This is a genomic window from Photorhabdus akhurstii, assembly GCF_019090985.1.
GTDB lineage: Bacteria > Pseudomonadota > Gammaproteobacteria > Enterobacterales > Enterobacteriaceae > Photorhabdus > Photorhabdus akhurstii.
This window is the reverse complement of record NZ_CP020335.1, coordinates 3,388,258-3,413,740: the sequence shown is the minus strand read 5'-3', so window position 1 is coordinate 3,413,740 and position 25,483 is coordinate 3,388,258. Positions and strand designations below refer to the sequence as shown.

The 25,483-nt window shown below is 41.3% G+C and carries 45 protein-coding genes; 31 read left to right on the top strand and 14 right to left on the bottom strand.

What is annotated here, in order from left to right:
• Positions 1-9 precede the first annotated feature (9 nt).
• From B0X70_RS14875 to B0X70_RS14815, 13 genes are all read right to left on the bottom strand, one after another.
• Positions 10-666, bottom strand: coding sequence for an AAA family ATPase (locus B0X70_RS14875; protein WP_217469695.1), 657 nt, complete (start codon positions 664-666; stop codon positions 10-12).
• Positions 667-672: 6 nt separating this feature from the next.
• Complete coding sequence (gene exoX / locus B0X70_RS14870) at positions 673-1,338, bottom strand: exodeoxyribonuclease X (RefSeq protein WP_217471745.1); 666 nt, start codon at positions 1,336-1,338, stop codon at positions 673-675.
• Between the two features lie 8 nt (positions 1,339-1,346).
• A complete protein-coding gene (locus tag B0X70_RS14865) occupies positions 1,347-1,667 on the bottom strand; it encodes a hypothetical protein (RefSeq protein ID WP_217469694.1) in 321 nt (106 codons plus the stop codon).
• 560 nt (positions 1,668-2,227) lie between these two features.
• Positions 2,228-2,584 carry a hypothetical protein gene (locus B0X70_RS14860; RefSeq protein WP_217469693.1) on the bottom strand — a complete coding sequence of 119 codons (357 nt, stop codon included), beginning with the start codon at positions 2,582-2,584 and terminating at the stop codon, positions 2,228-2,230.
• 55 nt (positions 2,585-2,639) lie between these two features.
• On the bottom strand, positions 2,640-3,056 hold the full coding sequence (locus B0X70_RS14855) for a hypothetical protein (RefSeq protein ID WP_217469692.1): 417 nt from the start codon (positions 3,054-3,056) through the stop codon (positions 2,640-2,642).
• 3 nt (positions 3,057-3,059) lie between these two features.
• On the bottom strand, positions 3,060-3,680 hold the full coding sequence (locus B0X70_RS14850) for an Nmad5 family putative nucleotide modification protein (protein ID WP_217469691.1): 621 nt from the start codon (positions 3,678-3,680) through the stop codon (positions 3,060-3,062).
• A gap of 31 nt (positions 3,681-3,711) precedes the next feature.
• Positions 3,712-3,996, bottom strand: a complete 285-nt coding sequence (locus B0X70_RS14845) for a hypothetical protein (RefSeq protein ID WP_217469690.1) — start codon at positions 3,994-3,996, stop codon at positions 3,712-3,714.
• Between the two features lie 104 nt (positions 3,997-4,100).
• Complete coding sequence (locus tag B0X70_RS14840; RefSeq protein WP_217469689.1) at positions 4,101-4,334, bottom strand: hypothetical protein; 234 nt, start codon at positions 4,332-4,334, stop codon at positions 4,101-4,103.
• A gap of 16 nt (positions 4,335-4,350) precedes the next feature.
• Positions 4,351-4,608, bottom strand: coding sequence for a transcriptional antitermination N peptide (locus B0X70_RS14835; RefSeq protein ID WP_217469688.1), 258 nt, complete (start codon positions 4,606-4,608; stop codon positions 4,351-4,353).
• 259 nt (positions 4,609-4,867) lie between these two features.
• A complete protein-coding gene (locus B0X70_RS14830) occupies positions 4,868-5,086 on the bottom strand; it encodes a hypothetical protein (protein ID WP_217469687.1) in 219 nt (72 codons plus the stop codon).
• 356 nt (positions 5,087-5,442) lie between these two features.
• A complete protein-coding gene (locus B0X70_RS14825) occupies positions 5,443-5,745 on the bottom strand; it encodes a hemolysin XhlA (protein ID WP_246593304.1) in 303 nt (100 codons plus the stop codon).
• Positions 5,738-6,076 carry a hypothetical protein gene (locus B0X70_RS14820; protein ID WP_065391037.1) on the bottom strand — a complete coding sequence of 113 codons (339 nt, stop codon included), beginning with the start codon at positions 6,074-6,076 and terminating at the stop codon, positions 5,738-5,740. The genes B0X70_RS14825 and B0X70_RS14820 overlap by 8 nt, the downstream gene beginning before the upstream one ends.
• A gap of 54 nt (positions 6,077-6,130) precedes the next feature.
• Complete coding sequence (locus B0X70_RS14815; protein ID WP_217469686.1) at positions 6,131-6,817, bottom strand: LexA family transcriptional regulator; 687 nt, start codon at positions 6,815-6,817, stop codon at positions 6,131-6,133.
• An 82-nt stretch (positions 6,818-6,899) separates the two neighbouring features.
• On the opposite strand from B0X70_RS14815, the gene B0X70_RS14810 reads away from it, so the two are divergent.
• The 13 genes from B0X70_RS14810 (at position 6,900) to B0X70_RS14750 (ending at position 13,389) form a co-directional block, all read left to right on the top strand.
• A complete protein-coding gene (locus B0X70_RS14810) occupies positions 6,900-7,124 on the top strand; it encodes a helix-turn-helix domain-containing protein (protein WP_065391039.1) in 225 nt (74 codons plus the stop codon).
• A 157-nt stretch (positions 7,125-7,281) separates the two neighbouring features.
• Complete coding sequence (locus B0X70_RS14805; RefSeq protein WP_217469685.1) at positions 7,282-7,629, top strand: hypothetical protein; 348 nt, start codon at positions 7,282-7,284, stop codon at positions 7,627-7,629.
• 160 nt (positions 7,630-7,789) lie between these two features.
• On the top strand, positions 7,790-7,960 hold the full coding sequence (locus B0X70_RS14800) for a hypothetical protein (protein ID WP_217469684.1): 171 nt from the start codon (positions 7,790-7,792) through the stop codon (positions 7,958-7,960).
• A gap of 49 nt (positions 7,961-8,009) precedes the next feature.
• Positions 8,010-8,903, top strand: a complete 894-nt coding sequence (locus tag B0X70_RS25210) for a replication protein (protein ID WP_246593303.1) — start codon at positions 8,010-8,012, stop codon at positions 8,901-8,903.
• A complete protein-coding gene (locus B0X70_RS14790; RefSeq protein ID WP_217469683.1) occupies positions 8,884-10,287 on the top strand; it encodes a replicative DNA helicase in 1,404 nt (467 codons plus the stop codon). Before B0X70_RS25210 ends, B0X70_RS14790 begins: the two co-directional genes overlap by 20 nt.
• Entirely contained in the window at positions 10,288-10,545 is a 258-nt protein-coding gene (locus B0X70_RS14785; RefSeq protein ID WP_217469682.1) for a Lar family restriction alleviation protein, read from the top strand.
• Position 10,546: 1 nt separating this feature from the next.
• Positions 10,547-10,861 carry a phage protein NinX family protein gene (locus tag B0X70_RS14780; protein WP_217469681.1) on the top strand — a complete coding sequence of 105 codons (315 nt, stop codon included), beginning with the start codon at positions 10,547-10,549 and terminating at the stop codon, positions 10,859-10,861.
• 10 nt (positions 10,862-10,871) lie between these two features.
• A complete protein-coding gene (locus B0X70_RS14775) occupies positions 10,872-11,315 on the top strand; it encodes a YbcN family protein (protein ID WP_217469680.1) in 444 nt (147 codons plus the stop codon).
• Entirely contained in the window at positions 11,312-11,506 is a 195-nt protein-coding gene (locus B0X70_RS14770; RefSeq protein ID WP_217469679.1) for a ClpX C4-type zinc finger protein, read from the top strand. Before B0X70_RS14775 ends, B0X70_RS14770 begins: the two co-directional genes overlap by 4 nt.
• Positions 11,466-11,657, top strand: a complete 192-nt coding sequence (locus B0X70_RS14765) for a NinE family protein (protein WP_217469678.1) — start codon at positions 11,466-11,468, stop codon at positions 11,655-11,657. The genes B0X70_RS14770 and B0X70_RS14765 overlap by 41 nt, the downstream gene beginning before the upstream one ends.
• Entirely contained in the window at positions 11,629-12,228 is a 600-nt protein-coding gene (locus B0X70_RS14760; protein WP_217469677.1) for a recombination protein NinG, read from the top strand. The genes B0X70_RS14765 and B0X70_RS14760 overlap by 29 nt, the downstream gene beginning before the upstream one ends.
• Before the next feature lie 118 nt (positions 12,229-12,346).
• Entirely contained in the window at positions 12,347-12,835 is a 489-nt protein-coding gene (locus tag B0X70_RS14755; protein WP_217471743.1) for an antiterminator Q family protein, read from the top strand.
• 218 nt (positions 12,836-13,053) lie between these two features.
• Complete coding sequence (locus B0X70_RS14750; RefSeq protein WP_217469676.1) at positions 13,054-13,389, top strand: hypothetical protein; 336 nt, start codon at positions 13,054-13,056, stop codon at positions 13,387-13,389.
• On the opposite strand, the gene B0X70_RS14745 is transcribed toward B0X70_RS14750, so the two are convergent.
• Complete coding sequence (locus tag B0X70_RS14745) at positions 13,355-13,588, bottom strand: hypothetical protein (protein WP_040153682.1); 234 nt, start codon at positions 13,586-13,588, stop codon at positions 13,355-13,357. The genes B0X70_RS14750 and B0X70_RS14745 overlap by 35 nt on opposite strands.
• 161 nt (positions 13,589-13,749) lie before the next feature.
• Between B0X70_RS14745 and B0X70_RS14740 the strand changes: the two genes are divergently transcribed.
• The 18 genes from B0X70_RS14740 to B0X70_RS14655 all read left to right on the top strand — a co-directional run bounded on the left by B0X70_RS14740 (position 13,750) and on the right by B0X70_RS14655 (position 25,459).
• Positions 13,750-14,268 (top strand): hypothetical protein, encoded by a 519-nt coding sequence (locus B0X70_RS14740; RefSeq protein WP_217469675.1) that lies wholly within the window; start codon positions 13,750-13,752, stop codon positions 14,266-14,268.
• A gap of 89 nt (positions 14,269-14,357) precedes the next feature.
• Complete coding sequence (locus B0X70_RS14735) at positions 14,358-14,693, top strand: phage holin, lambda family (protein ID WP_217469674.1); 336 nt, start codon at positions 14,358-14,360, stop codon at positions 14,691-14,693.
• A complete protein-coding gene (locus tag B0X70_RS14730; protein WP_217469673.1) occupies positions 14,680-15,105 on the top strand; it encodes a lysozyme in 426 nt (141 codons plus the stop codon). The genes B0X70_RS14735 and B0X70_RS14730 overlap by 14 nt, the downstream gene beginning before the upstream one ends.
• Positions 15,106-15,132: 27 nt before the next feature.
• Positions 15,133-15,357: a hypothetical protein gene (locus tag B0X70_RS14725; protein ID WP_040154786.1), complete on the top strand. Its 225-nt coding sequence runs from the start codon at positions 15,133-15,135 to the stop codon at positions 15,355-15,357.
• The gene (locus B0X70_RS14720) at positions 15,354-15,815 is read left to right on the top strand and encodes a lysis protein (protein ID WP_217469672.1); all 462 of its coding nucleotides are present in this window, start codon (positions 15,354-15,356) and stop codon (positions 15,813-15,815) included. Before B0X70_RS14725 ends, B0X70_RS14720 begins: the two co-directional genes overlap by 4 nt.
• The gene (locus B0X70_RS14715; protein WP_217469671.1) at positions 15,812-16,084 is read left to right on the top strand and encodes a hypothetical protein; all 273 of its coding nucleotides are present in this window, start codon (positions 15,812-15,814) and stop codon (positions 16,082-16,084) included. The genes B0X70_RS14720 and B0X70_RS14715 overlap by 4 nt, the downstream gene beginning before the upstream one ends.
• Before the next feature lie 177 nt (positions 16,085-16,261).
• Positions 16,262-16,798 carry a KilA-N domain-containing protein gene (locus B0X70_RS14710; protein ID WP_065822517.1) on the top strand — a complete coding sequence of 179 codons (537 nt, stop codon included), beginning with the start codon at positions 16,262-16,264 and terminating at the stop codon, positions 16,796-16,798.
• On the top strand, positions 16,798-17,190 hold the full coding sequence (locus tag B0X70_RS14705; protein WP_217469670.1) for a hypothetical protein: 393 nt from the start codon (positions 16,798-16,800) through the stop codon (positions 17,188-17,190). Before B0X70_RS14710 ends, B0X70_RS14705 begins: the two co-directional genes overlap by 1 nt.
• Before the next feature lie 87 nt (positions 17,191-17,277).
• A complete protein-coding gene (locus B0X70_RS14700) occupies positions 17,278-17,475 on the top strand; it encodes a hypothetical protein (RefSeq protein ID WP_217469669.1) in 198 nt (65 codons plus the stop codon).
• Between the two features lie 245 nt (positions 17,476-17,720).
• Positions 17,721-17,966: a hypothetical protein gene (locus B0X70_RS14695; RefSeq protein ID WP_040154803.1), complete on the top strand. Its 246-nt coding sequence runs from the start codon at positions 17,721-17,723 to the stop codon at positions 17,964-17,966.
• A 46-nt stretch (positions 17,967-18,012) separates the two neighbouring features.
• Positions 18,013-18,585 carry a terminase small subunit gene (locus B0X70_RS14690; protein ID WP_217469668.1) on the top strand — a complete coding sequence of 191 codons (573 nt, stop codon included), beginning with the start codon at positions 18,013-18,015 and terminating at the stop codon, positions 18,583-18,585.
• A 19-nt stretch (positions 18,586-18,604) separates the two neighbouring features.
• The gene (gene terL, locus B0X70_RS14685; protein WP_217469667.1) at positions 18,605-20,248 is read left to right on the top strand and encodes a phage terminase large subunit; all 1,644 of its coding nucleotides are present in this window, start codon (positions 18,605-18,607) and stop codon (positions 20,246-20,248) included.
• A 2-nt stretch (positions 20,249-20,250) separates the two neighbouring features.
• Positions 20,251-21,627: a phage portal protein gene (locus tag B0X70_RS14680; protein WP_217469666.1), complete on the top strand. Its 1,377-nt coding sequence runs from the start codon at positions 20,251-20,253 to the stop codon at positions 21,625-21,627.
• A complete protein-coding gene (locus B0X70_RS14675) occupies positions 21,551-22,444 on the top strand; it encodes a putative phage head morphogenesis protein (RefSeq protein WP_246593302.1) in 894 nt (297 codons plus the stop codon). The genes B0X70_RS14680 and B0X70_RS14675 overlap by 77 nt, the downstream gene beginning before the upstream one ends.
• A 17-nt stretch (positions 22,445-22,461) precedes the next feature.
• On the top strand, positions 22,462-23,655 hold the full coding sequence (locus B0X70_RS14670) for a DUF2213 domain-containing protein (RefSeq protein WP_217469665.1): 1,194 nt from the start codon (positions 22,462-22,464) through the stop codon (positions 23,653-23,655).
• A complete protein-coding gene (locus B0X70_RS14665) occupies positions 23,655-24,176 on the top strand; it encodes a structural cement protein Gp24 (protein ID WP_217469664.1) in 522 nt (173 codons plus the stop codon). The genes B0X70_RS14670 and B0X70_RS14665 overlap by 1 nt, the downstream gene beginning before the upstream one ends.
• A 3-nt stretch (positions 24,177-24,179) precedes the next feature.
• On the top strand, positions 24,180-25,115 hold the full coding sequence (locus B0X70_RS14660) for a DUF2184 domain-containing protein (RefSeq protein WP_217469663.1): 936 nt from the start codon (positions 24,180-24,182) through the stop codon (positions 25,113-25,115).
• Positions 25,115-25,459 carry a hypothetical protein gene (locus B0X70_RS14655; protein WP_246593301.1) on the top strand — a complete coding sequence of 115 codons (345 nt, stop codon included), beginning with the start codon at positions 25,115-25,117 and terminating at the stop codon, positions 25,457-25,459. The genes B0X70_RS14660 and B0X70_RS14655 overlap by 1 nt, the downstream gene beginning before the upstream one ends.
• Positions 25,460-25,483 lie beyond the last annotated feature (24 nt).

Genomic DNA, 25,483 nt, shown 5'->3' with positions numbered 1-25,483 from the left:
CATTTAACCTTATTTATTGATTTCGTAATAATGACAAATTGTTTCGTCGATAGCAGCTAAATCATTTTCTATTTCATATTTATCGAACATGCCCATTGGGGATTTAACTGTATCGTAACCGTTGTTTCTTGTTGAGAAAAAATAATTGTCATCCTTGACAATTGTTCTTAATACTATTGTGAACATTCCCTCAATTGTTATTTTTTCATCCAGCATTTTTCCAATTGTTTTTATCTTAACTTTCCCTGTCTGGGTCTCTTCCGTATGAGACAAGAAATAAACACGTAAATCATCCGGTGTTCCATTTATTGCTTTGTCAATAATATTCCATGCATGACTACCGATTTCCGTAAATTTATCAAATGACTTTTCATCAGAGCGGCGCATAAATTCATTTGCCATGACATATTGAAAGTCATCAATGATAACGATTTTCTTTCCGTATGAGTGAGCCTTTATTATTGCGCTCTCGATATGACTATATTTATCTGAAATGAAAATGGAGGTCTCTGGCTTTTCCCTGTCCCATAATTTCCATGAAGAGGATTTAAAAGGTAACGGTTTTCTTACCGCTTGTATCAGCAAACACTCTGCTGGATTTAAATTCATGAGACTCGTTGACTTCCCTGTCCCGGACTCACCCAAAATTAATGTTGCTGTTCCCATATTTAACTACCTCGATAACCAATAATTGATTGTGAACTTAACATTACGATCAAGATTTGGCTGTTTCAGTAGCCAGTCCAAATACCCGATATTCTCTTTCTTAACTTGCTCAAATGTCATTCCATTGTATTTTCCGAATTTAAATCTATGAAGCAAAGAAGGTTGATCACTGATTTCCAACATTTCATTATCTGACCAGCCAGATTCATTTTTGATAAGTTTAAACAGTGCTGCCGTGACAATGCAGTCATATAGCGCCCTATGTGCGTATAACCCATCCGGGACACGAACACCCAGTTTTAGCGCGTAGCGTAAGTATTGGTTGCTGTGACTTTCCATGTCAGGCCATAAGCGCCTTGCTAGTTTTAATGTGCAGATAAACGGAGCATCCATTTTCGGCATCATCTTTTTGTCGAACTCAGCATTGTGAGCAACAAAGTAATCAGCACCTTTGTAGCTCTCGATAACTTGATCAATTAGCGGAGAATTAATCACCATTTCATCAGTGATATGATGAGTTGCCATTGCTGATACTGAAATAGATTTTTGCGGGTTTATTAAATGGGATTGTTGGGTTGAATAATTGATTTGCATATCAATGATATCAATACTTGCTATTTCAACAATACCACTATCTAAATCACACGTTTCTGTATCTACTACTATATATATAGCCAAAATTAATCTCCAGTCAAAATACCACCATGACGACGCGTTGGATTATCGCCGCGGTAGTGGTCATATTCTCGTTTGTGGGTTTTAAAATATTCCCGCCACTCCAAAGTTTTTTGATTTTCTCGCTCGTTAATCAAATAACTGGGGAGGGGAGGGTGATTTAATGCGGCGTCGAGATTTGCATTCCATAGCTTTTCTGCGATTGCCATATTCGATAATTTAAAAACATTGGGGTGATGATTTCCGTTAATTATCTCCCTGACTGCCGCTATAGCTTCCTGCTTATTCTTGAAAATATCCGGGGCTCTTATTAGATATCCAGTCATGTAAAATCTCCGTTAAATTCAATAAAGCTAATCGACATATTCATATCCATTACGTGGATAGAGCGCTTATATTCAATCTCCCTGTGCTCGATAATCTCTTTATCTGAATAGCCAGTTTTTTTATAGAATTCCGTTTCTTTATTATTTCCCTGATATTGATGAGAATTCATTTTATAAAGCCTCTATTTTATAACCCCTGTTCTCGAAATATTCCTTTACTTCGTTGAAATAAAGATTAGTTGAATTAAGTACTTCCTCGGAATTTCCTTGTATAACAACATTTCCGATTATTTCAATTTCATTTCCTTTCTTTGTGTGATTAACTTTAAAAGAGTCACAATTGACTATAAGCATAATTACCTCAAAAAAATTAAAATTAACGTCGAGAAGAGAACCAAACAAGCGGGAAATAACATAGCAAAGAGCCACTCTTTAACTATCTTCATATGCTAACCTTAAATATTGCATAGCTATAAACCACTCTATTTGACATTCTATTTTGAATGCTATCTTTGCTTTAGATTGAGCTAAAGCGAAAAGTTGTTTGTTTATTTTCATAATTAATTACCCGATTCGTGTTTAATGTCCATGCATAATTTATAAGCCTCGTTGAAGTCCTTTTCGAGAATTAATTTATAAAGTTGAATCTGATGTCGTTTGAGAATAGCGCATAATTTAGCGTGCTTCTTAAGTTCCTTCTCAATTTGATTCAAATCACCCTCTCTGAACATTTGTCTACAGAGAGAGTTAAAATTTTTATGTTTTGGTATCCATTGTTTACCGTTTTCATATGTCAATTTTGCTACTTCTGTTATTTCGTGTATTTTAGTTGATACATAAATGATTCCATCATTTGATAAATAAAAACGCACACCCTCATAACTAAATGGCGGATAAACAAATTTAATATTTTCCATTATAACCCCTGTTTTATATTACGAATGCCATCCTCTGGCGTCACTACTCCATTTATTAAAACTCACCCTTGTTTATTTTAATTAATGCATCAAAATGTTGCTGAGCGGCTTCTTTAGTTAAATGAATAAAACCTATTTTTAGCTGTAAACAATCTAATTCACCACCATACCAGAAGTCTTGACCATAACCATCTCCATCTCTTGAGTATAAATTCGGATAAAAATATTCAACTCCATAATCTAATTTATAATCAACAGGCTTCGGAAAACTCACTTTGCCGACTGTTATCATTTCAGGCTTTCTGCGATAAGTACTTCTATAATCCCAAGATGGATGAGTGATTACATTTTTCCACAACCCCATATTGTCATCATGATATTCCCACAGTTTCCACGGTTCATCAGTTTTCAATGCATCTTGTGCATATAAAGCCATGCTTTCGGCGTGCACGTGTCCTTTATTGTCTGACATTGTTTAACCCTCGCTTTTGGGTATGCCGATCATTTTATTTAAATCTTCAACTTTTACTGAAAATGAAGTGTTTATGATTCTCACTTCTTCGGACGGAATTAAATCTTTCGCTTCCGGCCAGACTTCAATAAGTCGCTTTGTTGTCGTAACTGAATTTAAAATGGCGTAAACGTTATTTTCAACTTCCTCCCGTTTACATATCAATTTATCTCTTACTTCTTCAATCTTATTAAAACGAATAGAGAGTTCATGTTCAGCACTAAATAAGCAATAGCTCTTTGCTGGTGTAATTAAGCGGATTCGCTTTTCGTTTTCATCGAAACCATAACGCAAGCATGTTGAACTGCCGCCAAAAGCCGCATATATCTCATCTGACATCACATTCCAGATTTCAATTGATTTATCTATATGAGTAGTAAATTCTTTGACTTGACTAAGAATATTTTCGTATAGCTTATCCCAATATTTAACTTTATCTTCGCCGCCCAGTGCGGCGACTCTGACGTCTTTTGCTAATTGGTGCCGATCCAATTCTATTTGCTTAAATCCTTCTTTGATGCCGGCTAATAAGAACGCGTTATTAACTATTTCTTTCTTTAAATCTTTCGTTAATTTCTTTGACATACTTTAACCCTTATATTTAATTGCAGTATTATCAAGCTATTTTAGTGAAAATTTCACGAAAATCGTTGCAGTCGACATTAATCAAGTTTAGATTTTCATCTTTGATAACTAACCATGAGCCAGTAGTACCTATAGAATAGACCTTATATTCTTCATATTTATTGAAACAATGAAAAGTGCCATTAATTTTAACTGAGAAATTATAAATATTGTCATTGCGATGAGGAGGAATTATTTTGCTAGGATTGTTTTTCATCCAAAGATAGCTTACTTTAACCAAATCCTTTTCATTGAATTTTACTTGATTAGTTTTCATTTTGTTTACCTTTGAGTTTGTTAATTTAATAATTGGCTTCCCTGCCGATGATTCCCTGTTTTTCCCAAGCGTGGCGAAATAAACTCACACAATTAATCCTGCGATTATTTTTTCTGAGTTTGTTTTGTTTCATTTAATTTTTTCAATCTCTTAGTCAACTCTATTTTTTTACTATTTAGAGCATCGATAAGAAATTTATTGTCAGCTGGAGCATTAAAACGTGGCTCATTAATCACAGATATACACAATCCATCCGCTTTGAGATAAATTACATGCTCTATACGTTCGATATCATTCTTTACATCACGTATTTCTTTTAATAACTTTTCAAGTTCCACTTTTATTCTCCTGTAATTAACCCCTTGCTGTAATATTGCTATTTTTCTTGCCGACTGAGTAGAGAAAAGAATTGGGTAAGCAACGGTTATTAAATGATTCAACTGTCTTATTTTGTTTGATAACTGACAGTGAGACGGCCTTTAATATTTTTGTTGAGCACCCCGTTAAAGTGGCGACGATCTTTCTTTCAAGATTGCGGTTAGCTTTAAGAGTCTTTTGCTCTTTCATACGTCGATTTTTGCGGCGTAATTTGCAACGCTGTTTTGCATTCATAAGAACCTCCGTTAATTAGCTTAATTGAGACCCTGCGCCGGTCATTCGTTACTGAGAGTTTTCCTTGCGGGACTTATCTTGTAACGTCAACTGCGGCCAGTTTCATCACACCCCAAAGCTAACTTCGCTTTGGTGTACACCTCGCGGCATACGTTTCATATTGTTAAAGAGCGGAACATCCTTTTAGTTACTTTTCCTAAATATCAGCCCTCTATAGTTAAAAGACTGGTATTTAAGGCTCCTTGCGGGGCTATATGCATTACTTCTTAAATCCCATCATGCGTAACCAGCTATTCAGATCTTTGCGGCTTTTGAAAACTGTAGTGCATAATTTGCCGCCATCTTCACATGACCAGTCGTGATACACTTGTACGTTTTGTGCATATTGAGTAACTCTGCCGCTATTGCCGTTCTGTACCAGATATTGCTTGCCTGTGTGCTTATCGATGTACATTGTTGCGTTGTTGTATGCGTTCATCGTGATCATCCTCTGTTGTTCGTTGCGTCTGTTTCTTAGCACTTGCGAATCATCCGGTTCTTCTTACGCCACCGGCAGCTACTTCGTGGGCTTTCCCTGCCTGTTCGCTGTGTGCTTTTGATGTGATAATGATGAACTATTAGTACAATATTGTAAAGTACCAATAGTACAATTTTTTTGTTTGGATATGTACTTTTGGTTTATTTGATTGATTTTAAAGGAAATTTATTTTTTAAAAGTTTTTTCTAAATGGAAAGTTGGCTTGAGAATAAGATATTAAATCTATTATCTTATTGATTTTGATGGAAGAGAGAGAATAAAAGCCACCCTAATCGGGTGGTGGGTGATATATGTCTTTAGAAGATAAGCTTTGCAATACCAATTGCTAGGCCAGTTATTCCTAACATTGTGGCAGCAATCCATTTGGTTTGAGTTGCAATAGATTGGTGAACCTCAATTCTCACAGATGCGATATCTTCCTTTGTTGCATAGTTAGCTTTCATAACTGCGAGATCGGTTTTGATGAGGTTCAGATCATCTTCAAGTTTTTTTACTCTAGCTTCAAGCATATCGCTACCTCCATCACCACCATTACCGCCAGAGTTGAAAGTTGGTAAATCACCCCTAAACGGAATTACATTATTTTTCGGTTCACTCATCACTATCTTCCTCAATGATAGCGGGATATTTTTGCTTTATCCACTCAAGAACCTGAACAGCATCTATAGTCATAGTATTCCCACATTTTTTACAAGCAACTAGAATATAAAAATTGTTTGCATTCTCATGATAGATGCTTTCTGCCTTAAACACATTCACATAAGTACCAAGTTTCATGTTTATTGGCATATTGCATCCCGCACTAACTTGTGGAACGCTAAGAGATGCATGACCACAAAGCATGCAATGTGGAGTAACTCCTTTTGAATCGAAATACTCACTTAATATTTCAGCGGTAATTAATTCAAAATCTTCATGTATTGAAGGCATCTATCCCCCTGATTGTTAAGGTAATGTTTTGATAATTAAATCAAATTATTTACATTAGATAATGTCATCATCATCAATATAACGCGTATTTTTTATAATAGCCGATACATAATGAATCATTGCCACATCATTCTTAGGAATTGTTATTGGTCGATGATCACTGTTTATACTTGAAAACTGATAATCGCCATTTCGTGTTATATTCATGATTTTTATCATGTTATGACCATTACTTGTTCTAACAAAAACTTCATCACCGGGATGTACTGGGGTATTCGGCTCAATAACAACAAATTCACCGGACTGTATACGGGGCCACATGCTATCGCCTTTTACTTTTAATCCGTACGCATCCCGATCGGAACTACAAATACGCAACCATCCAGCATGGAATTCAACCATATCTACAGCGCCATCAATGCCGAGAACAGCTTCGCCGACTACTCTAACAAGTCCATTTTTTAGTTTGCCGACATACTCTACTTTTCCTTGTTCATCTGTATTCTTTGCTATTCCTAGTTGAAGCCATGCCAAATCAACTCGCAAATAATCAGCGATACCTTTCATTGTGGCTTGTCTGGGAAGTGATTCAGCGTTAAGCCATTTGCTTGCTGCTTTTGGTGTAACTCCTAAAGCTTTTGCAAGGGCAACACCTCTCCCATGTTCATCTAAGCCGAATTTTTTGCAGGCCAGTGCAAGCCTATCGGCGAACTCTTTTCGCACTTTTTCTGTTTGTACCATAGGTTCAATAATAAACTACTTGCAAAAACTTTCAGTTCAATAATAATATGTACTAATAGTACAAATAAGGGATTGGAAAACGATGGACATCGGCATAGCAATAAAAGACATAGGTGTTTCTCATGTCGCTACTGCGTGTGGTGTTACGAAAAAAGCGGTTTATAAGTGGCTAGAAAAAGGCTCACTACCAAAAACCGAATTTTTCGAAAAAACAACTTACGCAATAACAATCGAAAAAATTTCTAAGGGCAAATATCTGGCTAAAGATCTTTTAGAAGCAAGCAAAAGAAATTTATTAGCCGAATAAACCGCGCGAGCCGGCATAGCTCGCATCGCTCTTTAACAATCCGCCTCCCCGCCACTGTGGGGATTCTATGCCGCGAGGTGTAGACCATTTCTTCGCGTAAGCGGGGAGCGTAGCCCAACTGGGCTATTAACATTATTTTATTTAGGAAATTTAACATATGGATATCGCAAAAAATATCAAAATTACTTGTAGGCCGGAGGCGTTAGAGAGTTTTTGGCTGCGATGTATTTTGGAGTACGGGAATAACGAGTTTGCCAAGGAAATTGGGGTTCACCCCTCAACATCAAGCCGTGATAAGAACCGAATATTTAAGCTGGCGTGTAAAGCTGCGGCTTTGTTCGGTCTACCGGAGGGTTCTGTTGAGCTGCCTGAGCAATCATCAAAAATTGTATTTGAAGGTGAATACGCAGAGATGCTGATCCAGGCGCTGGAGCGGAAAGGAAAAGTGAAAAGAAAAGCCTCAACTGTTACTGAGGCTTCTGATCAAATCGAACTTTCAATATGAGTCAAGCGGGGGAACTCTCACTTTCCCCTATCACTAATAGCGAGGCAATCATGACAGAGAAACCAATTATTTTCAATGCGAAATGGTCCGGGAAATTTCGTCAGCCGTGGGAGTCAATTTACACTGATTCACTCATTGGTAACGAGTGGGGTGATTATAAATGAAACAAAGGCTTAATTACAGCGCTGTGCATAAAAACATCATGCGTGATCGGACTGTTCGCTCGGTCACGGAGCAGGGAGCAAAGAAACTTCGGGAAGCGTTAGACGATGCTCAACTGAGGTTGGAGCATCGTGAAGCCCTGTTAAAAGGGAAGAAAAGCCATGAGTAACGTTGCATACGCTGACTTTGGAGCGAGAAAGACTTCAAGGAGTACACGGATGGAGAACCAAAAACAGGGGCATTTCGCTCTGTTCAGGAGTCTTCTGTCCACGGAATGGGCTAATGATACCGCTAAACTGGCATTGTGGGTTCGATTAATTGGAATGGCTCAATACAAGCCCCGCAGTGTTGAATTTAGCGGCGTTCAATGGGAGTTGGGATCTGGTCAATTGGTGACAAAAATCCCCATTCTAGCTAGAAAGCTCAGAGATTCTAAAGGCAATGAGAAGACACAAAAACAGGTTAGAGACATGTTGGAATTCTTTTCCTCTGAGGGGATGTTAACGTTCAGTGGCAACCGGCATGGGACAGTGATCACCATCACAAATTACGCTGATTATCAGGGTGATTTTGAGGTAACAAATGAGGTAACTAATCAGGTAACAAACAAACCCAGTGATGACGCGGCTTTAGAGCGAAGTCAGGTAACAAAGTTGGTAACAAATCAGGTCAAACAGAGTAAGAAGTTATTAGAACAAGAATATATAACTACATCTAACGATGTAGTTGGTGAGTTTTCTGACGAAAACAACCTGCCGCAGCCTGTTAAGAAATTAGACCCCGTTCCCTATCAGGCCATGATCGACGCCTATCATGAAATTCTGCCAGAGATGGCCAAGGTTACTGTCCTGCGAGACGGTAGAAAATCCAAGATGCGCACGTTCTGGCAACGAGCGAACAAGGAATACCAGGTTAAGCACAAGAAGCCGTTTACTCTGGAAAACTGGAAAGGTTATCTCAGCTACATTGCTGAGCACTGCCGGTGGATGATGGAAGACCGCCCGAATGGCAAGGGCGGCTACTGGAGAGCCAAAAATTTAGATTATCTGATCACTGACCAATGTTACGTATCCGTCAAAGAGGACCGAGCGAATGACCGTAAACAGCGTTAAACAAGTCCCCCACAGTACCGAAGCGGAACAAAGCGTTATCGGGGCATTACTGCTTGATCCGCAGAGTGATAATTCACAGCAAGTATTTTCAATACTGACGCCTGATGTATTTTATGTTCGGCAGCATAAAACTATCTATGCTGAAATGCGTGAAATGAATGAGCGTCTTCATGCAATAGATATTATTACCGTATCAGACAGCTTGGAGCAGACCGGGAAAATAAAACAGACGGGTGGATTTGCGTATTTGGCCGAAGTCGCGAAATCAACCCCCAGTACTGCAAACGTGCTCTTCTATGCAAAAAAGATCCGTGAGACTGCCGCAGAACGTTACACAATTGAGAAAACTAATCAGATTCAGCAATTATTTTTGACTCCCAGCAATCTGTCATTTGATGAAAAAATAAACATGGCTCAAACATTAATAGCCGAAGCAGTGGAGAATGGCAAAACGGGACGAAGAACGGGTTTAACACGAATTGATGATGTCATTGGTGATTGGTTTGCTGGTGTTGAAGCGCGTTTCAATAATCCTGAATTACACGCTGGACTGAAAACCGGCATTCGTGATCTGGATGAAATGCTGGCTCCCAAATACTTGGTTAACGGTGCGCTGTTTGTTGTTGGTGCTCGTCCGAAGATGGGAAAAACAACGGTACTCTCTGAGATTGCTAAGAACGTTGCAACGGAATCACCTGTTGCGTTATTCAGCATGGAAATGACCAACGAGCAGATTGTTGAACGTATGGTCAGCCAAAAATCTAACGTCAACACAGACACGCTTTACGGTGGTACGGATAGCGATACTGACTGGAATTTGATTGGTATGGCTATGCTAGAACTGAAACAAAATCCAAATATTTGGGTGGACGATACACCGGCAATGTCCCTGGCTCATATTCAGTCTGAATGCCGAAAACTTAAGCGCAAAGTTGGTCGTATTGGTTTTATTGGTGTGGACTATTTAACTCTGATGAAGGCGGAAAAAGCCGATCGTAATGATCTCGCATACGGAAATATTACGAAAGGGCTTAAGAACCTGGCTAAAGAGTTGAATACCGTTGTTGTGTTACTAACACAACTTAATCGTAATCTAGAAGACCGGGCTAACAAGCGCCCGATGCCAAGCGACAGCCGAGACACCGGCCAGATTGAACAAGATTGTGATTATTGGATGGGTATCTATCGCGATTCTGTTTATCACGATAACGCGGATAAGACGCTAACAGAGCTGATTTTACGTTCAAACCGTCATGGTAAAACCGGAACTGTCTATGTTGAGCAAAAGGGGCTTTGTCTCTTCCCTATCGATCAAATTGAAGGCGAGCGACGAGCGAATCGCAACGAAGAAAAATCCCGCAAACCCTACAGGAAGGATTTTTAAATGATTTATGACACTAAATTGCCTTACGGAATGACTCTTGATAAATGCCCGTTCTGTCAATGTGATGCTGAATTATTTGCCGATGGAGATGGTATTTATGCAGGCTGTATTGGTGATAAATGTTTAATTAAGCCGATTACTCTCACATATAGAACTAAGCGAGATGCTATTAGAGCGTGGAACTTGCGAGCGCCAAATTCTGACTCAGATCCGATAATTCATGTCGGTGGAAAATTAAAAATTGTAAAAGGGGAATAATATGAAAATGAAAATAGAAAATTTAACAGGCCGTGCGCTAGATTATGCTGTTGCTATTTGTGATGGTTGGAGTGTAGAGTATTTGAATAATAATCTTTACAACATACCTTATTATTCAACAACGTGGAGCGAATGCGGTCAACTGATAGATGAATATTTCATCAGCGTTATTGAGCGAGGCGATCACTGGGTAGCAGACAGACCGGGGTTTGATGTAGTGAAAGGCAGTACAGCAAAAGAAGCGATATGCCGTTCGATGATAGCTAAACTAGATGATGAGATAGAAATTCCTGATGAGCTATTAGAGAATAAATAATGGGGGATAAATGGAAGCTGATTTTTGTTTTCATGAATCAAATAAATCTCAGGCATGGGAAATATTGAAAGAAACTCTTCAAACGAAACAGCCGCATCGAATTATTATTAAGCCGTGGAAAGATATTCGATCAATTCCACAGAATTCCACGTTTCATATGTGGTGCGGTGAGATAAGTCGTTATCTGAATAAGAATAATGCCAAATTAACGCCGGAGGATGTTAAAGAGGCACTTAAACATACATTCTTGGGTTATGAGGTCATAGAAGCTATTGATCTCACTACGCAGCTTACAGAGCGCATCAGGACTCTGAGAAAGACTTCAAAATTAGATACGGGTGAAATGTTTTATTTCATGACGCAAGTAGAAAAATGGGCCTTTGATATTGGTTGCTTAGTGACTATTCCAAATAACTCGCAATATATGAAATTAAAACAGGAGCAAGATAAATGATAGCAGGTAATAAACACTGGTGTAATTTCTGCGGTAAATCGCAAGATGAAGTAAATGCAATAGTTTCAGGAATGAATAACAGTGATATTTGCGATAGTTGCGTTCTTCGTTGTATTGGGACGTTAATATTGAAAGATGGAAATAAATTAAATGAGTCAGAAAACATCACAGACTCAGCGAGTCATCAATAATCTAATCTATAACATTCCATCAAATAAAAAATCAAAACCAGTTCCCGCGGAATCCGAAGTTAAAACGTTTGATTACGTTCATGAACTATTGAAATCAAAGTGGGACAGACGGAGAAATAGAAATGAAAAAGCCATCAAGGAGAAAGTGTAAAATATGCTGCGAGTGGTTTATACCGAAATATCCAAATATATATTGGTGTAACCCGGATCACGGAGCGGAATTAGCAATCAGAAAAAGAAACAGAGACAGAGAGAAAGCAGAGCGGGAACTTAAAAAGAAACAGCAGCAAGAATTAGCAGAGAAGAAAGATAAACTTAAAGCACGTCGATTAGCAGTAAAGCCTCTCTCTTATTTTAAGAGTCAAGCACAGCAAGCATTTAATGCGTTTATCAGAGAAAGAGATAAAGAACAGCCATGTATTAGTTGTGAGAGATTTCATGAGGGGCAATATCACGCAGGGCATTATCTAACAATTAAGGCTCATCCAGAGCTGAGATTTGATGAAGATAATTGTCACAAACAATGCTCTGCATGTAATAACTACTTATCAGGAAATATCATTAATTATAAACTTTGTCTGATTGAAAAAATTGGGCAAGAGCGATTCGACAGATTGATGTCTCATCATACTTTGCAGAAATGGAAACGTGATGATTACGAGCAGATCCGAGATTATTACAAAGATAAACTCAGGAGATTAAGTAATGACAATCTTCACTGATATATCAGCGGCGATAGAAGAGGCTCGCTTCAGGAGTGGTATTACAGGCAAGTCATTTGCAGTTCTGCAATGCAAATATGGCTCACTAAAAGTCATTCGGTTCTCCGGGGGTAAGATGATGGGAATAAGAAATTATGAACTCACTAAAGAGCAACACGACTGGATTGATAGCTGGTTAAGTTTATGGGGGGGATGGGTTTATAGTGGCCGGATTGATAAGCGCCAGATGAACATGATTTATAAATTCATGGTGAGCGTAGAACCCCGAGAAAATCGAGACAGACCGGTGTGTAATGATGATGATGGAATGCTGATTTCTCAGGTCGTCGATTCCGTTATGTACATTGACACTAAAGCCTATGGAATACTTCTTAGTTACTACGCTCACGGTTTAACAAAGTACGCAATAGCATCTTACTACCATAGAAACGCAAATCCTCGCAAAATGAAAACAAGGGGAGGGGATAGGCTAAAACGCCCGTCAATGAGTACATGCCGACGTGAAATTGACGGAATACTGAAAGCTAGTCAATGGATGATCTTCTTTCCTCTGGAAAATGCGTTTAAAAGTCGTAAACGTGTAGAGAAAATTAAAAAACTTGCTTAGTTCTTGTTGACACGAAAGAGCAAATGAGCAATCATATTGATATAAGCTCGCCTTAGTTGTTTCTTAAGTGGATTAATCAAATCCCAAGCCTTGCTATTCTGCGAGTTTTTTCATATATAAAGCCCACATCCCCCGTTCTCAGATAATGGCTGGTGTGGCATCTATTTCAGGCTGCGCATGGCGTGGCTTTTTTCTTTATTACTGTCGAGAGGTCAAGAATGAGCTTTGGCAAACTATCTCCAGAATCCCAAGAACAGGCGCGATTAGCACTCATTACTATTTTGGCGCAAATGGTACCTGATGGACTGAGTGATATTGACGCAACATTTGTAGGCGAGGCCGTTGCCGCTGCGTTTGTCGCAATGGAGTGCTATACCGGCGTATCTGACGAATGTGATGATGAAAATGAGAGTGGAGATTGTGTCCGCAAAGCGTTTTTGGAAGCAGTAAACACCCCTCACCCTAATGGCAAGTGGGGGGGATTTATTGAGCAGGAGAAAAAACGTCAGGAACTTATACTCAGACTTGCAGAAGAGTATGGATCTTCTCAGTGATTTGTTTTTCTCTTCTGATTAGTTGTTCGTTATCTATAGGAATTGTTTCAGAGGCTATTTGACATTCTGAAAAGAGAATATCTTTCAGGGCATCTTTTTGTACGGGTGAAAGCAGTTGTAACATTGCAATCACAATCCGCTCTGTAGCTGTAATGCTGATTTCCAGTTCACGAACAGCTTCGTTAATTGCTTTACTCATTAATGCCTCTCCCTATTAGCTATGGTTACTTATCGAGATTTAATGATAGCAGATAAGGGAATTTCCATAACGGAATGAATTCAATTGATTACGAAGGCTGCGATCTGACGCGGCCTTTTTTCTATGTATGTCATAGTAATTTTTCATTAAAGGTGGTAATCATGCTGGTTCGTCATCAGGAATCTATGGAGAAAGGCATGTCAATTACTTATTCTGATATTCGCTCTCAGCACAAACTGCTACAAGAGAAATACAAAGCCAGAAAAGAGCTTCTTCAAAGTGATGCTCAGGATTTAATGAAAGAATATTATAAATCCTTAGATCTCCCTGCATCATCGTGGAAAGATAAAGAGGGTGTAGAGCAGCCATATGTACGTTCTTGCATCATAAATCAACAAGGGGATCTTGAATATCGTCCTGCGCATGTAGTTCAATTGGATGAGGATTATAGGCTTAATTTTCAAATGGGGACGATGGTAAATGACACGCTGTGTGTGGGTGATTGGTATTATGTTGCAATATCACTATGGTATGCAAATTCACTCTTGCATGTCAGTGTGGCAAATGGCGCTCATGAGTTCACTATTCCAAAAGGCACTGTGACAGACAGGTTTTTTGAAGTGACTTCGGCAATCAAGACAGTTATCCATGCAGGATTAGATGATCCTGAGTTGGATTAATAATTTTCAGAATTATCAAGGTCGCATAAGCGGCCTTTTTCTTTTCACACCCGTTTAACGGGGTATCAATCCCCAACGGGGGTGGAAATATGAAACTCATGGACAAGCAACCAGACATCTGGATGCAGCTATGGCTGTGGCTGCTGTCAGTCAAAGAACAAGGTTTAGGCGCGGCACTGGCTGCAACAATGGCGTATCTCAGAGGTCGATATAACGGCGGTAAGTTTTGGAAGACAATTATTGACGCGATGATGTGCGCTTTAATTGCTTGGTTTATTCGTGACTTATTGGTCTTTTTAAATATGAGTACCGACCTGGCTTATATCGGCAGTGTGATTATTGGTTATCTCGGTACTGACTTTTTCGGCCAGTTGATGCGTGGGACTTTGCGTAATAAAGCGGGGGTATCTGATGCAAATCAGTGAGAAAGGACTTAGTAAGCTGAAAGCCTATGAAGGTCTCAGCTTAACAGCATATCGTTGCCCTGCGGGTGTTTGGACAATTGGCTACGGTCATACTCGCGGGGTTAAACCCGGTGATGTGGTTACAGATAAACAAGCCGAACAGTTTCTACTAGAAGACTTAGCCCCGGTTTATCTCACGATTAAATCAAACGTTAAAGTATCACTGACACAAGGCCAGTTTGATGCGCTTTGTTCTTTTATCTTCAACTGTGGCACTGGTGCTTTCGTCCGCTCAACATTGCTCAAGAAACTCAATGCGGGTGACTACAAAGGGGCTGCAAATCAGTTCATAGAGTGGAATAAAGCTGGTGGGCGTGTATTGCCGGGTTTGGATGCTCGCCGGGCTTCTGAGAGAACGATGTTTTTATCATGAAATTCAACAGAACTATAAGGAAGAGTGATGAGCATTATTCAGATTCTGGTTCCGGTAATTTATTTTGTCGGTGTTATTGCGGCATTTATTATTTTTACATTGATAGAAAAACGAGCTAATGATCCTGAGGAGTTTGGGGTCATTTTGTTTATGTCATTCCTGTGGCCGCTACTGATTATTCTTATGCCAATTGTTTTTGGATTCTCTTTTTTAAACGAGAAATACAATCAATTTGTTGGCAGACGGTCATGAAATTCAACGCTCACTACTACACGATACTCGCGTTAATCGTTATTTCACTGACAGCGTATTACTATCACTCTGAGTTACAGAGAGAGCAACGTGTTACAAAGCAGCAGCAAGAAGACATTCAGCAACTCACAGACACTATCGACTATCAGAACTCTCACATCACTATGTTGAATGAGTTAGACATTAAACACACGCAGGAACTTGCTCATGCGAAATCTGAAATTGATGTGCTTCGCAATGATGTTGCCGCTGGTCATCGCCGGTTGCGCATCGCGGCCACCTGTAATCAAGGCAAAGCCGGTTCCTCCCGCGGCATGGTCAATGCAGGAACCCCACAGTTTACAGAAACAGCTCAGCAAGATTATTACGATCTCCTCCGAATGATGGCGGAAAACGAACAGCAAACTAAGTACTTGCAAGAGTATATTAAAACTCAGTGCCAGCAGGTGAAGAAATGAAAACGGAAGTTGACTTGATTTACTTTGAAAAAAACAGAGAAGAGAAAACGCAACTCAGTAAATACTACGTATCACATACAAATTCAAAAACAATTCTCGAACAAATTCTTGTTATTGAAAAAGACCGATTCGGTAGATATACCCCAAAAATGGAATTTACTGATTTTGCGGAATTAGAATCGGAGAAAGAAGCTGCTTTAAAGCTCGCAGACTGGATGCGACGCATGAGTGAAGCAATAGAGAATCATTTTAGAACGCAGTGTCAGTAACAGCCTCAGTTATCTGGGGCTTTTTTATATCCGTATTTCACCGCGCACCGCAGCGCAACCCAAACGTCGAGCCTTTATTTAGGAATGAGCCTTTGAGGACTCAGCTATAGCTGATGCACTTCGACGGGCTGATTTCCTATGCGGCAAAGGTTCATTACCTAAGTAAGGATAAGCATCATGAATTACCCAACTATCGTAATTGAAAACATTCAAGTTCGTAGTAATGAGTATGGCACCTATAACCTTAATGACCTGCATAAGGCAGCAATAGCGGGAGGCTTAGCGCAAAAATGGCAGGTGCCTAGTCAGTTTCTTTCTTCTGATGGAATTCAGGCATTTATAGATGAAGTTTCCAAAGTGCTAAAAAACACTTTGGAACAAAATCAAATACTTGATGTTATTCGTGGTGGCGCTTATCGCGGTACATGGGCACATGAGCTTATTGCTCTTCGTTATGCTGCCTGGCTTTCCCCGGCTTTCGAAGTGAAAGTTTATCAAACATTCCGTGCTTTTATTCTCGGCCATCTGGGTAAATTTGCGCAGGCAAACCGGCTTGAGCTTGAATATCAAAGTAAGAAACGGAAAGTGAGTACAGCAGCGAGAATAATGAACAAGTGGGGCGTGGGTGGCGAGAAGCATAAAATCGAATCAGAAAGGGAGCTGCTAGCTAAAGAAATTCAGGTTTCTATTCCTGGTTTGGTGGAGATGAAATAATGGATATGCCAACCCATGAATTTTTCTGCTGGCGTGTTGCTGAGGCGTATTGCTACCACTTGATGAAGGTTAATCAGAGCCTGGTATATCGTCATTTATTTGGCGATATACAGGTAAACCAGCATTTCATTGCCGGGCTGCTTGATGGCAGGCTAAGCGAAAAACTCAAACCTGATAGTCAGGCGCGGTTTTACTACAAGCTACTTGAGCCTTTCTTTCAAAAGGCTGATGAGCGAGTCATATTTATTGGCGGTGTTGCTCCAGAGCTTAACCGGCGTGGCAAACGATACATGAATGCCTTCCTGCATGAATTCGGGATGATGCTGATTGATATTGGCGTCAGAGAAGAAAGCGGGCGCTATCAGCTACCGACCGAGTGGGAACCCGTATGAATTCTGCATATTGCTAAGGCATGGGCGAGTAAATATAGCTCAGTCAAGCCCAAATCTCGATTTATAACATTCTACAAAGAGGTAGGTATGAGTACTAAAGTTTTCAAATATCAATTAGGCCAGGCGGTCAAAATCAACATCAGCATTGAAGTGGGTGAAGTGAAAGGCCGTGCTGAGTATATAAATCACATCAATAACTATTGGATCAGCTATCGTGCCTCTGACGGCCGGGCGGCAGAAGGCTGGTTTGATGAAGATGAGATTTCATCAGCAGATGAAGACTAGTCACTAATTCAGAGCATTCTGCTGACAGAGTGCTCGATAGTAGTGATTTCTTTATGGGCGCCCAGCGAGTGGATACCGACTTTTTAGCATAAAGTTCTGATTACAACTGTTTCAGGGGTGGAAAGGGTTCTAACTGCTTCCGTTTGCTGATGTAATATACAATACTCGGCTAGGGTCGCCCCCGAAAAGCGGATTTCGTCACCGCCTGCCGAGTATTTAATGACGATTAACGAGACGAGGTTAATATGAAAAGTTTCGATTGTTTAGTTGTTGGTGGTGTCGATCACGGTAAGCGGTATACTTTTACAACGGAAGACGAATATTTAAGACTAACACCGGAAGATTATTTACGCGTTGGAATCCCTATTCACTACTGGATAAATGAGACTGACGGTAAATATTACATGATTGCAACAGATGGAGAGTTAAACTCGTCTGAGATTAGTTTAGCGATTTCGGAAACAGATCCGCCGCTTAAGTCGATATATTAAATTATTGCAGGTCGCTTTGGCGGCCTTTTTTATTTAAGGGAAAGAGATGGCACTCACAGACAAGCAGGAAATGTTTTGTCGCGAGTACCTCGTCGATTTGAACGCCACACAGGCAGCTATTCGTGCGGGGTACAGTGATAAAACCGCAAACAGAATTGCAGCTCAATTATTGTCAAAACTTGACATTCAAAAACGGATTTCAGAACTAAAGTCAGATCGTAATGAAGTGGTTAAAGTCGATGCTGAATACGTGCTTAAACGCTTAGTCGAAATCGACAAAATGGACGTACTAGACATCATTGATGACGATGGCAGATTAAAAGCAATAAGTGAGTGGCCTAAGTCATGGCGTACAACATTATCAGGCTTCGATATTTCAACGACGATTCATGACAGCGATGAAAGCACAGAAGAAACTATTCTCAAAAAAATTAAATGGCCGGATAAAGTTAAAAATTTGGAGTTGCTTGGTAAGCATGTAAGCGTTCAAGCGTTCCGTGAGAATGTTAAGACCGAGCTGACGGGTAAAGATGGCGGGGCAATCAATATTCATTACACGTCGGAAGATTACATTAAGGCACAACAAGCATTAGAAAATATTCTTCCCGATTTGGATTAGATAACAACAGGATTGGATTATGAGTGATTTGCTCGAATGGGAAAATCTGAATTTCCCTGGTCGGGTTGCGCTGAAATCTAAATCCGAAAAATCATTCCTCAATTTTACTCGGTTATGGTTTGAATTGTTGCAGGGTGAACGAATGATGGTTAACTGGCATCACAAGCTGATGTCTAGCAAAATTGATGATTTAATCAGTGGAAAACTCAACCCCAGAAACCTCATAGTCAATATTCCACCGGGCGGGACAAAAACTGAATTCTTCTCTGTTCATCTGCCTGCATACATAAATACGCTGGTTCAAACTCGACGATTGCGAAGATTTAGAAATCTGAATATTTCATTTGCCGATACATTGGTTAAGCGTAATTCTCGCAGAACGCGTGACATTATCGCTAGCCGTGAATACCAGGAATTGTGGCCTTGTGGTTTTGGTGTCAATCAGGCGGAAGAATGGGAGGTAATCGATCAGAAAGGGCGCTCAGTTGGTCAGACTGTATCTCGCTCAAGTTGTGGTCAAATTACTGGTGGTCGTGCTGGTTATCCGGGGGAGGATTTTTCGGGCTTTGTTTGTCTGGATGATTACAACAAGCCGGAAGATATGTTTTCAGCATCACGGCGTGATAATGCAAACCGAATGCTTGTTAACACAATACGTTCTAGGCGCGGAGATAAGAGTAAGGATCATCCGACGCCGTTTGTTTCCATTCAGCAGCGATTGCATACCGACGATGCTACAGGTTTCATGCTAGATGGGAGAATGGGAGTTGATTTTCATCATGTAGCGATCCCTGCTTTGGTTGATGAACAATATATAGAATTATTACCTGAGCCGTGGCGATCTTTGTGCTGGTTCGGAGTTAAAAATTCTGAAAGTGTTGTGGTTGGTGGCGTTCGTTATTGGTCGTACTGGCCTCAAAATGAGTATATTGGTGATTTATTAAAACTTTGGGAAAGTGACGAATACACGTTTCTTTCTCAATATATGCAGCGGCCACGCTCATTGACGGGAAATCTGATTGATACGGACTGGTTTAAACGTTACGCACATTTGCCGCAACTTACTCACCGCGCTGTCTATGTCGATACAAACTCTGGCAAGGTGGAAGACTATAACGACTATACCGTGTTTACGTTAGTTGGAATGGGGATTGATGGCAATCTTTACATCATTGATAGCGTTCGCGGCAAGTGGGACCCGGAAGATCTGTTAAAAACCGCAACGGAGTTATGGGATAAGTGGAAACCCTACGACAGAAGACGGCCAGCCCCATTGCGTCATATGGGTATTGAGGATAAGCAAGCCGGGCAAGGACTCATTACCACGCTGAAAAAACGTCGAAGTATTCCCGTCTTGGAAATCCCTCGCGGCGCGGGCCAAAACAAACTAATTCGCTGCTTGAACAGTATCCCTCAAATGAAAACCGGGAAAGTATTCATCCCGGCACTGATGACTGATGACGGGCAAAAAATTGAACAAGTTTATTACGCAGATGGTGCGATTGCCGCATCTACTGACTGGGTAATGCCCGCACTGGCTGAATGCGCTGATTTTTCAGCAGACGATAGCCATAAAAATGATGACATTCTCGATACGATCATGGATGCAGTCGAGATTGAATTAATTACTGGAACAACTATCAGTTATGACAAATGGGTTTAATGATGATGGATAAATTGGAGTTCGGCGGTAAGCCACGGATTCGCCTGACAGCTGACGGGATAACTAACGTCATGACCGGAATGGGTACAGACCGCGACAGACGCATGTATAACCGTTTTATGTTTGGCATGATGCAAGATTTCGCTGAACTGGAGGCGGCTTATATTGAGAACTGGATAGCTCGCTCGATTGTCGATATTCCCGTTGATGATGCTACTCGCGAATGGCGTTCGTTTTCATCTGATGAGGCTACAGCTATTCGTAATGCTGAGAATCTATTTAATGTTCAGGGAATAACGCAAGAAGCATTTAAGTGGGCTGGTGTATACGGTGGGGCCGGTGTGCTCATGATGACAGATCAGCCGCTTGATAAGCCGTTCGAATTAAACAGAATTAAAAAAGGTTCGCTTAAGCGCCTGCTAGTTCTTGATCGCATGTTTATTAACGGCCAGCAATATAATGTGACAAATCCCTTGGCAGATAATTATATGCAGCCTGACTATTACGTCGTTAATGGGGGTACACAGCAAATTCATTACAGTCATTTTGTCAGAGCGCCGGGGGCTGCATTGCCAATGCGCTTACGTATGATTAATGGCGGTTGGGATGACAGTAGATTGCGGCGTTGTATGGAAGATGTCAAAGATGCCGCTTCTGCAAAAGGCGGGATCGCTTCTCTGATTCAGGAAGCCAATATTGACACAATCAATCGGGAGAACCTCGCTACAGAGTTATCATCGGGTGACATGGATGAGGCTATAGCTAAACGCTGGAACACATTTGGCATGATGAAATCTTTGTTCAGAATTGCATTGCTTGATGCCGATGAAGTGCTGGACAGGAAACAAATCTCATTCGGCGGGTTGGCCGAAGTTTTGTATGTATTGATGGAATGGACCTCTGGTGCTACAGGTATCCCAATGACACGATTATTCGGCATTCAAGCTAAAGGGCTGGGTGATTCTGGCAAAGGCGATATGGATAACTACTACAATACAATTCGGGGCAGTCAGGAGACGCAATATCGGCCATTCCTAAAAAGGATTGATGAGGTACTTGTTCGCTCTACGTTGGGTGCATATCCAGACGGGATTGACTTTGAATTTGCACCACTTTCACAGCCGACAGATACGGAATTGTCAACTCAGCGGCTGGCTGACGCACAAGCTGATGATATTCGGCTAAATCAGCGAGTAGTTAAGCCATCACAAGTGGCTCGAAAGTTAATGGAGCAGGGTGTTTATGGTATTGCAGAATCTGACATCGACGAACTTGTTAGCGACGAAGAAGCAGAACGGGCCGGTGATTATCAGTTCAAGCTTGGAGACCTTGCAGGATCTGATAAAGAAAACACCGGTCAGGCGCAGAGCGTCAATTAGACCTATTAAGCCGTCTGACAAAACCGAACGTTATTACTGTGCACAATTGCGTGAAATTGTTAGACAGATGGCGCAAGCGGTCGATGAGGCGCTAACGCCAGTTCTCAGGCGCAGTTATACTGCTGACAGCTATCTCACTGACATTATCAAAGAGGCCATCAGGCAAGCATCAGAGTTGTTTTTCAATTCAGCATTTGGACAACAGGCAGAGCGATTAGCGCAACGAGTTGTCAGTCGTGCTGAGTCTGAAAGTTCAGAAGCTTTTGTTGAACAAATTAACCGGGCTATCGGTATCGATATGACTGGGTTAATGATCAATGAGTCGCTTGTTGATTATTTTGATGCATCGGTTGAGAGCAATGTTGCATTAATTAAATCGCTATCATCTGATTATTTTGACGATATTCAGCGTGAAGTGATGGAGGGTATTTTGCGCGGTGATTCATTGACTAACATTGTTCGAAATATCCAGTCAGTGACCGGGGCGACATATAAGCGAGCACGTTTAATAGCTAGTGATCAAGCGCTAAAAATACACAGTGATATTACACGCAAGCGTCAGCAATCAGCCGGCATTGATCGTTTTCGGTGGGACACTTCGCAAGATGTAAGAGTGTCTGGTAATCCGGCTGGCAAGTATCCCAATGCAAAAATTAAATGCTTCATGATAGCCCGTGCTGATGTTGGTCATGGCCGGGGGGTCTATCTTTGGTCGCGTGGTGCTAGCTATGCAGGTGAAACAGGACTATTCCCCGGTAGAGCACATGTTAAATGTCGCTGTAATGGCACTCCATTAATCAAGGGTCTTGATTACTAATTAAATAGGATTATTACATGCGGATTACTGTATGTGATCGCGTGTCTTACCCTGTCAATTCACAACGTGAAATCACGCCAGAGGGTTATTTAAAAGTCCCTGGCAGGGTTGCTCGCGTCGGTATACAGCAATATCTAGCGTCCGAACTGGGATTGACGGATAGGCCACCCGGTCAAATTGTTAATGTTTATCGCCCGTATGAGGAAGTATTTTCTCAATCGAGCTTGGGTAGTTATGACAATGTGGATGTCACAATTGATCACCCTGGAGAGCTTGTTGATTCCAATTCATTTAAGCAAGTCACAGCAGGGCATGCAATTTCTTCGGGAAGACAAGACGATGATTATGTTGTCGTTGATTTACTTATCAAAGATCAAGCGGCAATCAACGCAATAAACGGAGGTAAGGCGGAATTATCCGCAGGATACACATCTGAATATGAAAAATCGTCTGGCGTTTCACCAGACGGGACACACTACGAATTTATTCAACGCGATATCACTATTAATCACATAGCACTATGTGACCGAGCGAGAGCTGGACATCGCGCGCGATTATTTGACCATAAACCCACCGGAGTAACACCCATGTTTAAAGTTGTACTCGATTCTGGCGTACACGCAACAGTCACTGATGAAGCAACTCAGCAGTTGATCCAATCAACCATCGATGGACTGAAAAAACGCGTTAAAGACGCAGAGGAAGAAAAAGAAAAGGCCGAAGCCGCCAAAGATGAGGCAGAAAAGGAAAAAGAAGAAGCAGAGGCCAAAGCTGACGCTAAAGATGAAGAAATTGAGGAGTTAAAGAAAAAAACCTCTGAGGATTCAATCTCTAAACGTATCTCTGATGTCATGTCTGCGCGAGATGCTGCAATGAAAATTGTGGGTACCGGTTTTAACTGTGACTCAACCGATCCATTAAAAATCAAACGCGCTGCACTTGATGCGGCAGGTATTAAATGTCGCAAATACACTGCATGGGATAAAGCCCCGGACACATACGTTTCAGCTTATTTTGATGCAGAAGAAGAGCGTCGGGAAGATGAGGACGACGAAGGGACCGAAGAAGAAAAACAACAGGCTAATGATTCGCTGAAAAATTTCAGCCGTGACATGCGCAAAACAAAGACGACTGATGCTCAATCTATGCGCGATAGCGCTCGGCAAGAGTGGATGGACAAACGTTATGGTAAACAACCGGAGAAAAAATAATGGCTATTGCTCAAAACAATTTTACGCTGTTCCGCGGCAAGGCGTACGAAGGGCAAGTTTCAACGATTGATGTTTATGAAGCAATCTCTCGCCGCGTCGAAACTGGCTTGATCCCATTTGGCCGTGCGGTAGTGCGTGGCACTAAAGAACGCTCATGCGCCCCGGTCTCAGCAACAACCACAGCAGATCAGGTTATCGGTTTCACTATTCGCACATTAGCAGAATTTAGCAACAGCATGCCGACGAATCCGCCGAATTACCAAGTCGGCTATGACGTCAATCATATCGCGTCTGTACTTCACCGCGGGCCAATGCATGTACTTTGCGTTGATGGCGCTGAGGCGGGACAAGTTGTCAGTGTCATCTTGAAAGAAGGTACAGATCAAGGTCGCCTGACTACGGGAATGGGGGCGGGTCTACTGGTGTTAAATCAAGTGAGATGGGTAGATAACGTGAAAGCCGGTGAGGTGGGTGAAATTCGCGTTGATGGCATTCTGAATGTCTATGTAGAAGGGAAATAATTCATGAGAAAAAGTGTTTTTGACGTCAGCCCCGTAGCGGCATTGTCTTTTTTGGTTCAGCAAGCGGCCTATATTGAGTCCGAAATCTATCGTATGGAATACCCGCAGTTTAAATACAATACACTGTTACCTCTTGATGACAGTGCGCCGGACTGGATAAAGGTCGTGGCTTTCCGCTCGATAGATGCACGCGGTGAGCTGCAAGTATTTGGACCAAATTCTACTGATGTCCCCACTGTAGACATTGCAATGAGTCAGGGCTTTCAAGAAATTAAAATGGCGGCACTGGGTTATACCTACACGTTGGAAGAAATTGGCTTCGCCATGCAGAACAATATCAGTCTTGATGCTGAACGCGGGCAAGCGGTGCGTGATGTGGTAGAGCAAGGGCTGAATAAGATCTACTTACTCGGCCACGATGATATTGGTGAGGGCCTTTACACTAGTGAAAATGTGTCAACAGAGGCAGCAAAAGCCACACTGCAAGCATTGATTGCTGACATACCAACTAAGGGAACGCAGCCGATCATTGACTTCTTCGGCGCGGCTTATAGCCAGGTTTATTTAAGCAATACGATGACTGTTCATCGTCCAAATACTTTTGTGCTACCCCCCGAACAAATGCAGTTGCTGATGCGCACGCTGTTATCAACTCAGAACGCCTCAAATGTCACGTTGCTTGAGTTTTTGCGTACCAATTTCCGGGATATGGATTTTGATGATGACATTTTACTTAACGGCGTGGGGGCAGGTGGCAAAGATCGCATGGCTGTGTACAAGAAGGATAAGCGAGTTGTTAAAGGCCATGATGTGATGCCGATGCGTTTTCTTGCCCCTGCAACTGCCGACAATATTAACTTCAAAGTCCCTGCGCTTTTACGTACCGGTGGCACTGAGTGGCGTATTCCCAAAGCTGGGCATTATGTTGATGGGGTGTAATGATGAATGAGTTAACTAACTTACACACGTCGCCGCTAACAGTGACAGATGCAAACGGTAAACGAATCACCATCCACGTAGGGCATTCCGTTCTTGTTGATGGTGATTTCATTGATCACTTGTTTCATCAGGCTGGGATGATGCGTGTAGAGGTATTGGATACCCATGACGCTGATACTGATGACAAGGATATTGGCGCACTGCGGGAGGAGTATGAAACTCTGATAGGTAAGAAAGCTCCCGCAGCAGCAAAGGCATCTACATTGCAAAAGGCCATTGACGATAAGCGTGAAGAAATACAGCAAGCGTCGCGGTCAGAAAATGCCGATAACCCGTCAGATTGACGGGTTTTTGCTTTAAGGGGGAAA

Coding starts and splice junctions, on each gene's coding strand:
- B0X70_RS14665 (WP_217469664.1), top strand. CDS start 23,655: ATGGCTATTGCTCAAAACAATTTTACGCTGTTCCGCGGCAAGGCGTAC.
- B0X70_RS14680 (WP_217469666.1), top strand. CDS start 20,251: ATGATGGATAAATTGGAGTTCGGCGGTAAGCCACGGATTCGCCTGACA.
- B0X70_RS14730 (WP_217469673.1), top strand. CDS start 14,680: ATGCAAATCAGTGAGAAAGGACTTAGTAAGCTGAAAGCCTATGAAGGT.
- B0X70_RS14720 (WP_217469672.1), top strand. CDS start 15,354: ATGAAATTCAACGCTCACTACTACACGATACTCGCGTTAATCGTTATT.
- B0X70_RS14785 (WP_217469682.1), top strand. CDS start 10,288: ATGATTTATGACACTAAATTGCCTTACGGAATGACTCTTGATAAATGC.
- B0X70_RS14765 (WP_217469678.1), top strand. CDS start 11,466: ATGAGTCAGAAAACATCACAGACTCAGCGAGTCATCAATAATCTAATC.
- B0X70_RS14670 (WP_217469665.1), top strand. CDS start 22,462: ATGCGGATTACTGTATGTGATCGCGTGTCTTACCCTGTCAATTCACAA.
- B0X70_RS14655 (WP_246593301.1), top strand. CDS start 25,115: ATGATGAATGAGTTAACTAACTTACACACGTCGCCGCTAACAGTGACA.
- B0X70_RS14780 (WP_217469681.1), top strand. CDS start 10,547: ATGAAAATGAAAATAGAAAATTTAACAGGCCGTGCGCTAGATTATGCT.
- B0X70_RS14775 (WP_217469680.1), top strand. CDS start 10,872: ATGGAAGCTGATTTTTGTTTTCATGAATCAAATAAATCTCAGGCATGG.
- B0X70_RS14810 (WP_065391039.1), top strand. CDS start 6,900: ATGGACATCGGCATAGCAATAAAAGACATAGGTGTTTCTCATGTCGCT.
- B0X70_RS14860 (WP_217469693.1), bottom strand. CDS start 2,584: ATGGAAAATATTAAATTTGTTTATCCGCCATTTAGTTATGAGGGTGTG.
- B0X70_RS14770 (WP_217469679.1), top strand. CDS start 11,312: ATGATAGCAGGTAATAAACACTGGTGTAATTTCTGCGGTAAATCGCAA.
- B0X70_RS14875 (WP_217469695.1), bottom strand. CDS start 666: ATGGGAACAGCAACATTAATTTTGGGTGAGTCCGGGACAGGGAAGTCA.
- B0X70_RS14855 (WP_217469692.1), bottom strand. CDS start 3,056: ATGTCAGACAATAAAGGACACGTGCACGCCGAAAGCATGGCTTTATAT.
- B0X70_RS14825 (WP_246593304.1), bottom strand. CDS start 5,745: ATGAGTGAACCGAAAAATAATGTAATTCCGTTTAGGGGTGATTTACCA.
- B0X70_RS14735 (WP_217469674.1), top strand. CDS start 14,358: ATGAAACTCATGGACAAGCAACCAGACATCTGGATGCAGCTATGGCTG.
- B0X70_RS14850 (WP_217469691.1), bottom strand. CDS start 3,680: ATGTCAAAGAAATTAACGAAAGATTTAAAGAAAGAAATAGTTAATAAC.
- B0X70_RS14695 (WP_040154803.1), top strand. CDS start 17,721: ATGAAAAGTTTCGATTGTTTAGTTGTTGGTGGTGTCGATCACGGTAAG.
- B0X70_RS14725 (WP_040154786.1), top strand. CDS start 15,133: ATGAGCATTATTCAGATTCTGGTTCCGGTAATTTATTTTGTCGGTGTT.
- B0X70_RS14865 (WP_217469694.1), bottom strand. CDS start 1,667: ATGACTGGATATCTAATAAGAGCCCCGGATATTTTCAAGAATAAGCAG.
- B0X70_RS14820 (WP_065391037.1), bottom strand. CDS start 6,076: ATGCCTTCAATACATGAAGATTTTGAATTAATTACCGCTGAAATATTA.
- B0X70_RS14740 (WP_217469675.1), top strand. CDS start 13,750: ATGCTGGTTCGTCATCAGGAATCTATGGAGAAAGGCATGTCAATTACT.
- B0X70_RS14790 (WP_217469683.1), top strand. CDS start 8,884: ATGACCGTAAACAGCGTTAAACAAGTCCCCCACAGTACCGAAGCGGAA.
- B0X70_RS14805 (WP_217469685.1), top strand. CDS start 7,282: ATGGATATCGCAAAAAATATCAAAATTACTTGTAGGCCGGAGGCGTTA.
- B0X70_RS25210 (WP_246593303.1), top strand. CDS start 8,010: ATGGAGAACCAAAAACAGGGGCATTTCGCTCTGTTCAGGAGTCTTCTG.
- B0X70_RS14845 (WP_217469690.1), bottom strand. CDS start 3,996: ATGAAAACTAATCAAGTAAAATTCAATGAAAAGGATTTGGTTAAAGTA.
- B0X70_RS14815 (WP_217469686.1), bottom strand. CDS start 6,817: ATGGTACAAACAGAAAAAGTGCGAAAAGAGTTCGCCGATAGGCTTGCA.
- B0X70_RS14755 (WP_217471743.1), top strand. CDS start 12,347: ATGGGAATAAGAAATTATGAACTCACTAAAGAGCAACACGACTGGATT.
- terL (WP_217469667.1), top strand. CDS start 18,605: ATGAGTGATTTGCTCGAATGGGAAAATCTGAATTTCCCTGGTCGGGTT.
- B0X70_RS14715 (WP_217469671.1), top strand. CDS start 15,812: ATGAAAACGGAAGTTGACTTGATTTACTTTGAAAAAAACAGAGAAGAG.
- B0X70_RS14745 (WP_040153682.1), bottom strand. CDS start 13,588: ATGAGTAAAGCAATTAACGAAGCTGTTCGTGAACTGGAAATCAGCATT.
- B0X70_RS14800 (WP_217469684.1), top strand. CDS start 7,790: ATGAAACAAAGGCTTAATTACAGCGCTGTGCATAAAAACATCATGCGT.
- B0X70_RS14830 (WP_217469687.1), bottom strand. CDS start 5,086: ATGAACGCATACAACAACGCAACAATGTACATCGATAAGCACACAGGC.
- B0X70_RS14750 (WP_217469676.1), top strand. CDS start 13,054: ATGAGCTTTGGCAAACTATCTCCAGAATCCCAAGAACAGGCGCGATTA.
- B0X70_RS14690 (WP_217469668.1), top strand. CDS start 18,013: ATGGCACTCACAGACAAGCAGGAAATGTTTTGTCGCGAGTACCTCGTC.
- B0X70_RS14660 (WP_217469663.1), top strand. CDS start 24,180: ATGAGAAAAAGTGTTTTTGACGTCAGCCCCGTAGCGGCATTGTCTTTT.
- B0X70_RS14710 (WP_065822517.1), top strand. CDS start 16,262: ATGAATTACCCAACTATCGTAATTGAAAACATTCAAGTTCGTAGTAAT.
- B0X70_RS14705 (WP_217469670.1), top strand. CDS start 16,798: ATGGATATGCCAACCCATGAATTTTTCTGCTGGCGTGTTGCTGAGGCG.
- B0X70_RS14835 (WP_217469688.1), bottom strand. CDS start 4,608: ATGAATGCAAAACAGCGTTGCAAATTACGCCGCAAAAATCGACGTATG.
- B0X70_RS14700 (WP_217469669.1), top strand. CDS start 17,278: ATGAGTACTAAAGTTTTCAAATATCAATTAGGCCAGGCGGTCAAAATC.
- B0X70_RS14760 (WP_217469677.1), top strand. CDS start 11,629: ATGAAAAAGCCATCAAGGAGAAAGTGTAAAATATGCTGCGAGTGGTTT.